This is a genomic window from Micromonospora sp. NPDC057141 (assembly GCF_042670805.1).
Lineage (GTDB): Bacteria > Actinomycetota > Actinomycetes > Mycobacteriales > Micromonosporaceae > Micromonospora.
This window is the reverse complement of sequence record NZ_JBHUVA010000051.1, coordinates 13,851-26,925: the sequence shown is the minus strand read 5'-3', so window position 1 is coordinate 26,925 and position 13,075 is coordinate 13,851. Positions and strand designations below refer to the sequence as shown.

Annotated in this window: 9 protein-coding genes, 1 tRNA gene and 1 pseudogene; 5 read left to right on the top strand and 6 right to left on the bottom strand. The window is 70.4% G+C overall.

Annotated features, from left to right (window positions below; all coding sequences use genetic code 11):
* Positions 1-17: 17 nt before the first annotated feature.
* The 3 genes and pseudogenes from ACFT41_RS22360 to murF form a co-directional block, all read left to right on the top strand.
* Positions 18-288 (top strand): annotated as a pseudogene (locus tag ACFT41_RS22360) (FAD-dependent oxidoreductase); the annotation flags it as partial.
* A 213-nt stretch (positions 289-501) separates the two neighbouring features.
* Positions 502-575 (top strand) — tRNA-Ile (locus ACFT41_RS22355).
* A 221-nt stretch (positions 576-796) separates the two neighbouring features.
* On the top strand, positions 797-2,188 hold the full coding sequence (murF, locus tag ACFT41_RS22350; RefSeq protein ID WP_377588291.1) for a UDP-N-acetylmuramoyl-tripeptide--D-alanyl-D-alanine ligase: 1,392 nt from the start codon (positions 797-799) through the stop codon (positions 2,186-2,188).
* 9 nt (positions 2,189-2,197) lie between these two features.
* Here the strand turns inward: murF and murC are convergent, their stop codons facing one another.
* Both murC and ACFT41_RS22340 read right to left on the bottom strand, forming a co-directional pair.
* Entirely contained in the window at positions 2,198-3,643 is a 1,446-nt protein-coding gene (gene murC, locus ACFT41_RS22345; RefSeq protein WP_377588290.1) for a UDP-N-acetylmuramate--L-alanine ligase, read from the bottom strand.
* A 365-nt stretch (positions 3,644-4,008) separates the two neighbouring features.
* Positions 4,009-4,749 (bottom strand): helix-turn-helix domain-containing protein, encoded by a 741-nt coding sequence (locus tag ACFT41_RS22340; protein WP_377588289.1) that lies wholly within the window; start codon positions 4,747-4,749, stop codon positions 4,009-4,011.
* Positions 4,750-4,932: 183 nt separating this feature from the next.
* Here ACFT41_RS22340 and ACFT41_RS22335 point away from each other — a divergent pair, with 183 nt between their 5' ends.
* Both ACFT41_RS22335 and ACFT41_RS22330 read left to right on the top strand, forming a co-directional pair.
* Entirely contained in the window at positions 4,933-5,799 is an 867-nt protein-coding gene (locus tag ACFT41_RS22335; RefSeq protein ID WP_377588288.1) for a helix-turn-helix domain-containing protein, read from the top strand.
* Entirely contained in the window at positions 5,792-5,998 is a 207-nt protein-coding gene (locus tag ACFT41_RS22330; RefSeq protein ID WP_377588287.1) for a DUF397 domain-containing protein, read from the top strand. Before ACFT41_RS22335 ends, ACFT41_RS22330 begins: the two co-directional genes overlap by 8 nt.
* 825 nt (positions 5,999-6,823) lie before the next feature.
* Here the strand turns inward: ACFT41_RS22330 and ACFT41_RS22325 are convergent.
* The 4 genes from ACFT41_RS22325 to ACFT41_RS22310 form a co-directional block, all read right to left on the bottom strand.
* Positions 6,824-7,057: a hypothetical protein gene (locus tag ACFT41_RS22325; protein WP_377588286.1), complete on the bottom strand. Its 234-nt coding sequence runs from the start codon at positions 7,055-7,057 to the stop codon at positions 6,824-6,826.
* Positions 7,058-7,359: 302 nt separating this feature from the next.
* Positions 7,360-9,570 (bottom strand): DEAD/DEAH box helicase, encoded by a 2,211-nt coding sequence (locus tag ACFT41_RS22320; RefSeq protein ID WP_377588285.1) that lies wholly within the window; start codon positions 9,568-9,570, stop codon positions 7,360-7,362.
* Between the two features lie 4 nt (positions 9,571-9,574).
* Positions 9,575-10,873 carry an ATP-binding protein gene (locus ACFT41_RS22315; RefSeq protein ID WP_377588284.1) on the bottom strand — a complete coding sequence of 433 codons (1,299 nt, stop codon included), beginning with the start codon at positions 10,871-10,873 and terminating at the stop codon, positions 9,575-9,577.
* Positions 10,870-13,050, bottom strand: coding sequence for a TerB N-terminal domain-containing protein (locus tag ACFT41_RS22310; protein WP_377588283.1), 2,181 nt, complete (start codon positions 13,048-13,050; stop codon positions 10,870-10,872). Before ACFT41_RS22310 ends, ACFT41_RS22315 begins: the two co-directional genes overlap by 4 nt.
* Between the last annotated feature and the right edge of the window lie 25 nt (positions 13,051-13,075).

Genomic DNA, 13,075 nt, shown 5'->3' with positions numbered 1-13,075 from the left:
TCGCCGCGGCCCGCCGGCTGCGCCGCGCCGACCTGTCCGGCGCGATCATCGAGGAGCTGCTGCGGCCGGGTCCTGTCCGGCGTGCTCGTCGACCGGGCGCTGGGGGCCTCCAGCCACGTGCTGGCGATGGTGCTGCGCTCGTTCGCGCGGGGCGCATCGGCGTGCCGGCGCGGGGGATGGGGGCGCTGCCCCGGGCGATCGCCGCGCCGCCGCCCGCCGACCTGGTCGAGCTGCGCACGCCGGTCGCCGAGGTCAACCCCCATCGGGTACGCACCCAGCGCGGCGACCTGCGCCGTCCAGCCAGGGACGTTGCCAGCGGCTGGCGTGCCGCCGGGGCGGTGCTGGCCGAGCTGCGCGCGCCGGGCTGAGGCCATCGCGGACGGCTGCGTGCTGTTATCCTCGCGTTGCCCATCGTGCTGGATCATCGATCGGCCGTCGGCGGACGAGGCTGTTCGTGCTGGCCGGTGATCGACGGGGCGGGTTACGATCCGGCGCGGTAGCGGGGCGGTAGCTCAGCGGGTTAGAGCAGGGGACTCATAATCCCTCGGTCACGGGTTCGAGTCCCGTCCGCCCCACCGACCGCTCCCGCGTCCACACCGCCAGCGCGAAATTCCCCACCACTTCGCCCATTCCTCAGGACGGTAGTCTCGCGATTCGGTAAGGAACTGAGAATGCTCACGCGAAGGCGGCGAGACTGAAGCGCAGGTCGGCTGGAGCCCTCCACACATCCGGTTACACCCATCGGCGACCCGCCCAGCCCGCTGACTGCGCACGGTAAGTTCATCTCGTGCTTCCGATGACCTTGCAAGAGATCGCGGCCGTTGTCGGCGGAGCCGTCCACGACGCCCCCGGAGCGGTGACGGTGACGGCGCCGGTGGTGTTCGACAGCCGGCGGGTGGAGCCCGGCGGGATGTACGTGGCGTTGCCCGGTGAGTGCGTCGACGGGCACGACTACGCTGCCCAGGCGATCGAGGCTGGTGCGGCGGCGGTGCTGGCGTCACGGCCGGTCGGGGTGCCGGCGGTGGTCGTCGAGGACGTTCCGGCGGCGTATGGGCGACTGGCCCGTGCGGTGGTGGATCGGTTGCCGCAGACCATGGTGATCGGGGTGACCGGGTCGGTGGGCAAGACGTCGACCAAGGACATCCTTGCCCAGGTTCTCCCCACCTGGGGTGAGACGGTGGCCAACCGGGCGTCGAACAACAACGAGCTTGGGCTGCCGTACACGGTCACCCGCGCCACCGCCGACACCCGTTATCTCGTGTTGGAGATGGGAGCGCGGGGCATCGGTCACGTGGCCTACCTGACCCGGATCGCCCCGCCCACCGTCAGCGTCGTGACCCGGGTCGGGCACGCGCACCTTGGCGAGTTCGGGTCGGTGGAGAACATCGCCCAGGCCAAGGGCGAGATCGTGGAAGCCCTTCCCGACGCCCAGGGCGGCGGGTTGGCGGTGCTCAACGCCGACGACGCGTTCGTGGCCGCCATGGCGAGCCGCACCAACGCCCGCGTCCTGACCTACGGCATCGACAACCCAGCAGACGTACGCGCCGAGGGCGTCACGATGGACGAGTTGGGCCGGGCCGGCTTCCGGCTGATGTACGACGGCCAGGCCGCCGAGGTGCGGTTGCGTCTCTACGGGCTGCACCAGGCATCCAACGCCCTGGCCGCCGCCACCGTCGCGCTCGGGCTCGGCCACCCCATCGAGGCCGTGGCCGACGCGGTGTCACGGGCCGAGGCGGTGTCACCGGGCCGGATGCAGGTCACCACCCGCGCCGACGGCGTGACGGTCATCAACGACGCCTACAACGCCGCCCCCGACGCCATGCGTGCTGCGCTGCGTGCCCTGCACACGATGACCGGGGACGGCCGGCGGGCGGTCGCGGTGCTGGGCGAGATGGCCGAGTTGGGCGAGCACGCCCCACAGGTGCACCGGGAGATCGGGCAGCAGGTGGCCCAGATCGGGGCCGGATGGCTGGTGGCGATCGGCGGGACGGAGGCCGGGCAGTACGCGGCTGGGGCTGCCGGCAACGGCACGACGGTGGACCGGGCAGCGAGCGTGGCCGAGGCGTGGGAGTTGCTGCGCGACGGGCTACGGCCCGGGGATGTGGTGTTGGTGAAGGCGGCCAACAGCGCCGGGCTCCTCGCGCTCGCGGACAAGCTGATCGAGGAACCCGGCGCTGTCACTGCCTGACAGGGAAGATCAGGCGGACAGGGCTACCTCGGTTCGGCAGCTCAGGCTGTCCAGGATCGCCGTACCGTAGCCGGTCACGTCACCGGTGCCCATCGTGAGCACCACGTCGCCGCGTCCGGCCATCCGCGCGACCACCCGGGCAGCGTGGTCGGGGCCCAGCGGCAGGCAGTAGTCGCCGTCGCGCAGCCGCGCCGTGATGGCGGTGGCGTCCGCGACCGGCTGTCCATCCGGCACGGTGCCGTGCACGTCCAAGAGCAGGATGTGATCGGCGTTGTCCGCCAGGATCCGCCCGATGCGCTCGCCGAAGGCGAGGACGCGGGCGTGTCCGGAGGGCTGGAACACCACGAACACCCGCCCCCGGGCCAGGGTCCGCGCAGCGTGCAGATCGGCCGCGATCTCGTTGGGGTGGTCGGCGTAGGAGTCGATCACAGTCACTCCGGCGCGGGTGTCGATGTGCTCGAACCGGCGGCGTACCCCGCCGAAGGTGCACGCCGCTCCGGCCGCCTCGGCGGGGTCCAGGCCCAGGGCCACCGCGCACGCCAGGGCCGCCGTCGCGTTGTCCAGGTGGTGCGTCGCCGGGGTCGGCAGGGTCAGTCGTACCTCGGTGCCGTTGGGCATCCGCACCGTCGCCGACGCCGACCAGCCGTCGGCGTGCACGTCCAACAGCCGCACGTCCGCCGTGCGGTCGCGGCCGTACCGCAACACCGTCAGGTCGGGACGCTCGTCGGCGATGACCTGGGCGGCCACCGTCGCGCCCACGCAGTCGGCGTTGACGATCAGGAACCCGTCCGGCGCGATCCGGCAGCCGAACCCGACGTAGGCGCGCAGCACGTCGGCGTGGCTGACGAAGTTCTCCGGGTGGTCGTCGGTCACGTTGGTGACGACCGCGATCGACGGGGTGAGGAAGTGGAACGACCGGTCCGACTCGTCGGCCTCCGCGACCAGCAGCTTCGACCGGCCGAGGTGCGCGCCTGAGCCCGGCCCGGTCAGGTCGGCACCGATCAGGTAGGTCGGGTCCTCGCCGAGGGTGCGCAGGACGTGAGCGAGCATGCCGGCCGTGGTGGACTTGCCGTGCGAGCCGGACACCGCCACCAGCCGCTGCCCGGCGGCCAGCTTGTCGAGCACCTGCGCCCGGTGCACCACGGGGACGCCAGCGGCGCGCGCCGCCCGCACCTCCGGCGTGTTCCGCGCAACGGTGGTGAAGACGACGCAGCTCGCGCCCTCGATGTGCGAGGCGTCGTGCCCCGAGCGCACCAAGACGCCGGCCGTCCGCAGCGCCGCCAACCTGTCGGAGTCCTGCACGTCGCTTCCGCTGACCTGGTGGCCCAGCTCAGCCAGCAGCCGAGCCAGACCGGACATTGCGGAACCGCCGACGCCCACGAAGTGGGGGCGGGACAGGTCGATCGGGCCGGAGTACGCCTCGATGGTCGGATTACCAGTGATCGTGTCGGTCATGGTGCCGTGTCTCCTTCGATGTGAGAGCTGACAGGTAGATGCCATGAGCTGACGTGCTAGAGGGACAAGCTCCTTCCACTCGTGCGATCCCTTGCGCGCGGCCGAGCTGGCCTCGGGTCACGAGCTCGGCCGCGCGGGTCCAATCGATTTGCGTCGGCCCATCCACCGCCCGGTTCACCGCGTCGGGAGGCGCGGCACTGATGCCAGGAGGCCGGCGGAAGCCGTCGAGCCGCACCGCAGGGTTGGGAGGCTGCCGCTCCCGCTTTCGCTCCATTCGGCAGGCCGGACAGATGCAGGGCCGACCACCTGGGAACCGGCGTGACCGATGCCGGCGATGCCTCGGCCGGAGCAGCGCCGCATCGTCGTCATCCACGATCGCTCCCATCCGCTCCGGCAAGCGCAGCGGACATGCGTTCGAGGGACAACGACGCGCCAGGTCCAGCGAGCGACCGAAGATGATCGCCACACGCGCAGCTCAGCTGTCGCCGCGCCAAACGCTGCCGGAACAGCTCCACCGCCTTCTGCTCTCGCAGGCGACGCGACAACACCTCCAGCCGCTCCCACCCAGCCAGCAAGGCCCCTTCACCGTCCAAGGCCGCATCACAGGCCGCCCAGTACTCCATTGGCGCCGTCTGACGGGCTATCTCCACATTGGCCACCGTGCTGCGCGACCAAGACACCATCCGTGCCAGGCGCACCTGAGTCACACCGGCAGCCCGTCGCACTGCGGCCAGCCCATCCCCTGCCAGCCTGCGGGCGTCCGCCACCTCCTCCGGTGTCACCAACTCCGCCGACGAACGAGTCGTAGTCGGAACCTGCTCGAACACCACGACGCGGACGACCCCACCCCCACCCGAGACCTCCACCGAACCGCTACCAATCCGGCAGGTGTGCTGGTGCCTGCCCTGCTGCTGTCCGCCGGATCGGCTCACCCCACGCCGCTTTGCGTCGGCGGGGTGTGGTCGTGAGCCAGCGGCGTCGTGGGGGCTGCCCACGAAGACGTCGGACGAGCATCGCCGCAGACGCTCGCCATGGTGGTTGAACTCCCCGCGCTCTACGACGTCCACGGGTTCGTCCTTGCGCTGGAACCACTTCCATCGGGGCATCCAAGTCACCTTCGGTGTCCGTGCATCAGCCTTCCTGCCAGCTACGATCCGGCAGGATCAATTCACCTTGCAACACTCTTGGTGAGACGATCAGACTGAGACGCGACTAGCGGATGGTGATGCAACAGCCGTCTCGCGGCACGTCGAACGCTGCATCAGCATGAGACTGGGAGGATGGTGCCGATGACTGAGGCGGGATCGACGGTGCCGCGGCGGGAGCTTGGCCGGCTGCTGAGGCAAGCCCGGGAGCAAGCCGGTATCGGCCTGGAAGCTGCGGCCTCTGACCTCGAGTGGTCACGCGCCAAGATGTACCGCATCGAATCAGGGCAGACCCCCGTGCGCGCGCTCGACGTCGACCAGATGTGCCGCCTGTACGGGGCATCACCGGAGATGACCGAAGTCCTGATCAGCCTCGCCAAGGAGTCCAAAAGCAAAGGCTGGTACCACGCCTACGGCGAGATCATCCCTCGATGGTTCGAGCTGTACGTAGGGCTTGAGTCCGCAGCCAACCGGATACGAACCTACGAACATGCCCTGGTGCCCGGCCTGTTGCAGACACCCGAATATGCCGCCGAGGTGGCACGGACTCGACCAGGTGTCAGCGACGAAGAGGTCGCCAAGCTCGTCGGCCTACGAACGGAGCGCCAACGCCTGCTAGTCCGAAAGCGGCCGGCCGCCCCCACCCTGGAAGTGATCATCGAGGAGGCGCTCCTACACGCCAGCGTGCCCGGCATGGCCGGGCAGATCGATCGACTCGTGGAGGCGAGCACGGCACCCAACGTGTCCGTCAGACTCCTACCACTGAGCAAGAGCTTGAGCCAGGCAGCCATCGCTGGCAGCTTCGTCATCCTGGACTTCCCGACGAACGGCGCCCGCTCCGCAGAGCCGACGACCGTCTACAACGAAGGACTCTCGGGAGCCCTCTACATCGACCGCCTAGAAGAGGTGCGAGCGTACGCCGAGGTGTGGAAAACCCTTACGCATCAAGCCCTGAGCCTTGAGGAGTCCCGCAAACTCATGCAAGCAATCAAGGAGAGAAATCATGACTGATCTGACTGGCATTGATCTGACTGGCGCGGCTTGGCGGAAGAGCAGCCGCAGCAGCTCTCAGGGCAACTGCATGGAGGTCGCTGCCAACATCCCGGGACTCGTTGCCGTCCGAGACAGCAAAGACCAGCGCGGGCCGGTGCTGGTCTTCACTTCTGCCGGATGGGATGCCTTCCTCGGCTTCGCCAAGGCTCCAAGGTGACCGTTTCGCTACTACGCCAACAGCGGAGCAGTCAATCTCGGCAGCAACGCATGGTCGTGCTTTGACGGGCGGTCTGCAATGGACCGCCAGTCCGTCGAGGAGTGAGATTCGGCTTCCGAGTTGGTGGGTGGCGCCGGTTCGCCGCCCGGTACGCCAATCGCTGTCCGTCCCCGCTTGCCGTCGACACCCACCTCGTGACCATCGAGACCTGCACCCGCGAGCTGACCCTGACCGGCTCCAAGGAGATCAGGGTCGGCTCACGGGGGTGTGCCGCTTCCACTCGCTGGCTGCTCGCACGCTCGCTAAACTGTTGGGCCGCAAGCGAACCAAAACCATCGATCTGGTCGAACAGCGTGCTCAGCGGGCCGCCGCCTGCCGCAGAGCCGCCCCTTTCTGACGTGCCGCCAGAGCAGGCGGACTCCGTCTTGTTCCGCGATTGGGTATCCTTCGTGACGACCACCGCCGGACGGTCGATGTGATCGGTTGCAGCCGGACCATCACGGGCCATGGGCCGGCGATCTTCTAGAGAAGCACTGGCGAAGCCTGCGTCGTCCCGCCCGTGAGCGTGTACCTGTCGCGAGGGTGTCTGCCCAGCTCACGTGCTTTGTAGCGTGACGCGATCCTGGCGTCGCTGCGTCACCGTGCCCTGTGGAGCGCACACCCTTCGCGGTGGACAGGTCGAAACGCAGCCCAGGGTGGGTAAAACCTCCGCCCTGCCGCAGCTCTCACCGGAGCTGCTCTTCATTGAAGCACCGACAGGTCCACCGACGCGGTCCGCTGACCGGGGTCACCGGTCAGCGCCCGCTATCGGCGAGCTGGGCAAACTCAGCGGTAGTAGATCACCGGCGATGGTGGCGACGTGGTTCGTATGGTGGTGCCTCCGGCCCACCAGGCAATACACCTCGGCTCGGCCTTCACGAACTGCATGTTGACCTTGCCGGCGAGGGTGACGCCGACCGGCTTCGGCCCGCCGTCCGCCGACCAGCGGGCTACCGTGCCGGCCCACGGCTGGGCGGCCAGCGACTCGGCAAGCCAGCCCTCGAAGTCGTGAACACGCATGCGGTCACACCTCCTCAACGTCGATGACGGGGGCCCGCCGTACAACTTCCCGTCCGCCGTGAGCACCGCAGCGTCGAGGTCAAGCGTCGCCATCGCCCACGCGGCCAGGTCGAGGCGTCCCGTCGTGGACCGCCAGTACGCCAGTTCATGCCACGTGTCGCCGTAGGTGTCGAGGACAACGCACGCCCGGTGCTGGAGTAGCCGCATCAGCAGCGCCGACGTGGTCCAGGTGCTTGCGGATCCGGGCGAGGGTGCTGGGCGACGGCACCCCTGGAGGAGGGGAGTCCCGCCGGCCGAATCCGTCAGCCCACGGTGTCGCTGTCCGCGAGGTCGGTCAGACAGGCCCAGGCTCCGGGTACGTCGAGCGCGCGCGCCGCGTACCCGAGGTTCAGCAGGTCTTCGCTCAGGTAGCGGTCGTACTTGTCATGTTGCTTCGCGCGCACGGCAGCCGCGATGGCGACGGGATCCGGGGCCGGGCCGGTGGCCAGGCTCCGGAGCACGGGGAGCAGCCGAGCCGGGGTGCAGTCACGAACCGTGATCGCCAGACCGTCCTGGCCCACGACCAGGCCACGCATGCCGAGGACGGCCGCGAGCGTGTTCATGATCCGGTCGCCGCGCCAGGGAAACAGAAGGGTGCCGGCTTCCTGGGCGAAGACCCGGCGAGTCGCGTGACCGTACGCGTGGAAGGCGGCCCGGCCCTCGGCCAGCAGCGTCCGTGCGGTGACGTCGAGGTAGCGGGGATTCTCCGTGGAACGGTACAGCCGGAACATCGCCCGGCGGACCTCGTCGGCGATCTCACCGCCGGTGCCGGGGAACACGGGCGGTCTGCCGGCTTCGGCGGCGGTCAGTTCGATCACCCGTTGGGCGGTGTCCACGGAGAGGACCCGCCAGCGCGCCCCGCTGAAGATGAGCATCGTGCCGGGAAGGATCGGGCGGTCCACCGGGAGCGAGCCGAGGGTGTATCCGTCGGCCACGAGACGGTAGTCCAGTGAGGTGTGAAAGGACGCGTAGAAGCTGTAGTGCCCCAGTAGCCGTTCGCCTTCCCGGCCCGGAAGCAGCGCGCCGCCGGGCTGTTGCTCAAGGAGCCCGTGCCGGCCCATGTCGCGTAGGAGCAGCGCGAAGACGGTCCGGTCGACGCGCCGGAACGGGCCGGTGTCGCAGAGTGTCGCGAAGAGGCGGCCGGCCCGCGCGCCGCCGTGCTGCGCGCAGATCGACAGGATCTGCTGGATCAGTGCGGACAGGTGCAGGCCGGTGTCGTCCGGCGGTTCGTACCAGGCAGCGGTCAACAGCTCGATCATGGCGACGGTCTGGAACAGTTCGGAGCGGAGCGCGTCGGCGGGGGCGATTCCGGCGCTGAGTTCCGGCTCCGCCACGTAGACGCGCAGGACGGCCGGCTGGCCCGGCCGGCGTCCCGAACGTCCGAGCCGCTGGCGGAGGCCGGAAACCGTCGGCGGGGCGCCGATCTGGGCGACCGAGTCCACCGAGCCGACGTCGATGCCGAGTTCGAGGGTCGAGGTGCAGATCGCGGTCACCGGGGTGGCCGGATCCTTGAGCCGTTCCTCGACGTGTTCGCGTACCTCCTTGGAGAGACTGCCGTGGTGGGCGAGGAAGCGGGCCCGTACCCCGGCCCGGGTGGCGCGCTGGGTGAGCATGTCGGCGTACACCTCGACGGCCGCGCGCGAGTTCGCGAAGACCAGGTTGTCGGTTTCCCGTAGGGTCCGGAACAGATGGTCGGCGATCGCGGCACGGTCGGCGGGTTCCCTGCCCGGTTCCGGTGGCCGGGCCGGGTCGACGTGACCGCGGACCTGGAGCCGGATCTCGCCGCCGGGTTCGGTGGAGCACACGACCGCGGCCTCCGTGCCGCCGCCCGGCCGGAGGAACTCCGCGGCACCGCCGAAGTCGCCGAGGGTCGCCGACAGCGCCACCCGTGGCACCCGCCTGCCGGCGGCCTCCTCCACCCGGTGCAGAAGGGCCTGGAGCTGGGCTCCCCGTTCGGTGCCGATGAACGAGTGCAACTCGTCGACGATCACGTATCGCAGGCCCCCGAAGACGCGTCGGGCCCGGTCGCCGTGCCGGACGAACAGCGCCTCCAGGGACTCCGGCGTGATCAGCAACAGTCCCTGCGGCGCCCGCAGGACCCGGGCCTTGCCGGATGCCGGCGCGTCGCCGTGCCACCGGTGCACCGGCAGGCCGAGCGGGTCGGCCAGCTCGGCGATCCGGCCGTACTGGTCGTTGATCAGCGCTTTCAGCGGGCTCACCAGCAGCGCCGCCACACCGGCGCCGAGCCCCTGCTCCTGCCGGACGGCGAGGACCGAGCAGATCGGGAGCAGCGCCGCCTCGGTCTTCCCGCTGGCCGTGGCCGAGGCGATGATCACGTCACGCTGCCCGGCGCGGATCAGCCCGGCGGCATGTTCCTGGACGTCACGCAGCCGTTCCCAGCCCTGTTGGTAGATCCACTGCTGGATGGCGGGGTGATAGAGGGCGTACGCCTGCGACGGCGGGTTCTCGCTCACCGGATCACAGCTGGAAGGAGGCGAGTTCGTCGTCCTCGTCGCCGTCGGCGGCGAGTTCGAGCTTTCCGATGAGGGCGGACCAGTGCAGTTCAGGATGTTGCTCGAGCATCGCGAGCAGGTCCAGGAAGCCGCGGATGGTCTCCCTCGGGGTACGGAAGTAGGCGTCACCGAGCCGTGCGGAGCAATGTGCCATGTACGCGGTGAGCGCTTCGTCGGGGAGCAGGTACCGGGACGGTTCGCCGGCGGCGAACACGTGCCGGAGCCTGGTCAGCAGGACGAAGACGTCCTCCGGGGTCAGGTTGCCGAGCCGGATCACCGGACCGGAATGATCGATGCGGTCGGGCCCGGCGAAGCGGTTCGGCGCCAGGCGGGAGGCCAGCGCGGGGTACGAGAACAGGCCACGCCGGGGATCGAGCAGGAACTCGGGTGTCCCGCCGAACAGGAAGCCGATGTGCTCGGCGCCGCCCTGGGCCGTGTCGTTGACGATGCGCAACAACTGCTCGTAGTTGGCGTTGCGGGCCGCCGACCCGGTGATCTTGTAGAGGTTGACCATCTCGTCCAGACAGACCAGAAGGCCGTCGAATCCAGCGAGGCGGACGAAGCGGGCCATCAGCCGCAGATGGTCGTAGAAGCTGCTGTCGTCGACGATGGTGCGCACGCCCAGCGCGGTGCGGGCGTCCACCCGACTGGTGAACTCCCCGCGCAGCCAGCGCACGGCATCGGCCCGTAACTGCTCGTCCCCGCTGTCGTATCCCCGCCAATAGGCGCCGACCACCGCTGCGAAGTCGTAGCCACCGGTCATCTCGGTCAAGGACGCCAGCCTCGCCCGGATGGCGCCGGCCGGGTCCGCGTCGGCATCGGCCGCCTCCCGCAACGCCCCGGTGACGAACCGTTCGACAACGCTGGCCAGCGCCGCCCCGTCCGGTCTCGCCCTGGTGGCCAGGTTGCTCATCAGCTCGGCGTACAGGCCACGGGCCTGCCCCGAGGCCGCGTGCAGGCGCCGGTCCGGCGACAGGTCCGCGTGCACGGTGACCAGCCGCCGTTCCAGCGCGACCGAGCGAACCAGGTGCAGGAAGAAGGTCTTGCCCGAGCCGTACTCGCCGATGACGAACCGGCACCCGGCGCCACCGTCGGCGATCCGGTCGATGTCGCGCACCGCCGCCTGCACCTCGGCTGCGCGGCCGACCTGGATGTGCTGCTGCCCGACGCGCGGGACCATGCCGGCGCGCAGCGACGCGATGATCGCATCCCGTTCGCGTGGCCGGATCCGTCCGGTTGCGGTCGAGGTGCCGGGGTGTGTCATGTGAGCAGCTCCAGGAGGACATCGTCGGCTACGGCGAGCATCGTGTCACCCTCGAGAACCGGGGCTCCGGTGACGTCGATCGCCGCCTCGTTCAGCACGTCGAGCGCACCGTCCGGCAGGACCCCGTGTGCCGCGGCGAGGGCATCGAACTCCGCACGGCTCCAGGCCGGGCGTTCGCCGAGGGCGTGCAACAGGGCGCCGTGCATCCGGTCCAGGCCCGCAACCGCAGGCTGCTCACGAACCGGGCACGGTGGTTGCGGGTTCGCGTACCCGGTTTCCTCCTCGTCGAAGATCGTGTTCAGCAGCGCGGCAGCGGTGTCACTCTCGGCGGCTTTTCGCTGGACCAGGGCGTGGTCGAGCCGGAACCCGGCGGGCGCCGGCTCGGCCGCCGCCGCCCAGGGCAGCGCATACCCGGTCGGCCGGTGATCACCGGCCTGGACCACGACCGGTTCGTCCGGCTGTTCGGCACCGGCCGCCGAGGCTCGCCGCCGGACCGGAGGGGGCAGTTCCTCGGCGCTGGCGGCCAGGGGGAGAGACGGCACGACTCCGGTGCCCCGTTCGTGGAGCCGCTGGAAGACCAGGTCCACCGGTAGACCGAGGATCCGGTACACCCGCGTCAGCACGGCGACGGTGGCCGGGCCGATCACCGGATCGGCCGTGACCGCCACGGTGGCCAGGTAGTGGCCGGCTACCTCCCGCTCGGCCGGCGTCGTCACCGCCGTCTGCCGGGCGAGCCGGTCCACTTCCACCCGCGTGGTCAGCAGCCAGCTCAGCCGCGCCGCCAGCCGAAGGTCCTCGCCCGGAGTCAGCCGGAGAGCGGCCGCGAGGTCGGCGACGGTGCCGACCATCGCGGCACCGGCCAGCCCCTGGGGGTCGACCGGCCCAGCCGCCGAGGCCACCGCGACGGCACACCGGACTATCGCCGCGGCGGAGGCGAAGCGCGGCCCCGGCCCGCCGGCCGCCGGTCTGCCGAGACGGAACAGGGCGGCCGGGCCACGAGCCAGCGGCGGCGCACCGAAGCGGACGTCCGGCTCGACGCCGAGATCGAGTCGTGCCAGCACGGACAGCAGAGCGGTGGTCTCGTCGGTGGCCATCCGATGCGGATCGGCGGCCGACCAGAAGTCCCAGAACTCGCCTCCGTCGACCATGACGCGGGCCCGCCCGTCGAGCCGGCGCTCGGCCCAGACCCGTAGCGCGCCGAGCCTGCCGTGGCGGGCGTCGACCAGTTCCGCCGGTAGCAGCGGCACGGCGGCGAGCGAGTCCCGGCCCTGCGGGAACCGGGCAAGCCATCGACGGTACGGGTCGAGGTCGGCAGCCGTCTCGTCCCGCAAGGCCGCGAGCGCCCGGATGCTGTTGTTGTCGACCAGCAGATCGGGCAGGTCCGCGCGCCAGACGAGGGCGGTGGCCAGACCCGGATGGGACGGGCGGTAACGCAGCCGAATGCCGGCGCCGTCGCCGGGCGCGACCACCCCGCGACCGTACCGCTCGCGGTAACGCATGGTGAACAGCTTGTCGAACTCGGCCGGACAGTCGATCTCACTTCGGCGTGGGCCGAGCGACGGGTGGTGCCGCGTCCAGGCGCGGGCCCAGACGGCAGGCAACGGGGTCGAGGAGACCGCGAACCTGGCCAGTGCGATCTTCACGGCCGTCGGGGACTCGCGGTCGGGTTCGGCCCCGGGCACCGTGCGCTCGGCGGTCAGCAGCCCAAGCAGGTCGAGCAGGTGGTCCAGCGTCTCCCGCAGGGCCGTCGTGTCGCCGTACCGGACCCGCAGCCGGCGGACCTCGGCGGCGATCGCCGGCAGTTCCCGCTGCACCGCGGGATCGACGTCCCCGTCGACCAGGATCCGTCGTTCCAGGCCGAAGCAGAACAGCCGGACCAGACCGGGCGCGACGTCCGATCGCCGGCCGCCGGCCAGCCAGACCAGGTACGCCTTGCGGGTGAATGGTGAGAGCAGGTGGTACGCCGGATTCTGGCCGCCGCCGGGCAGGCTGTGGCGACCGGGGGAGCTGGCAACCGGCAGGTCGGGGTCGACGAGAGACGGCTCTACCGGGCCGGACGCGCCGGGCAGCTGCCTGCCGCGGTAGAACAAGCCACCCGGTATAGCATGGCCGCCGACCTCGGTGGGCTCCCCAGGCGGGACCCAGCGCCCGATGGCGGAGTGCAGCGGGGTGGCCACACACCACACTGTAGCCACCGGGCGA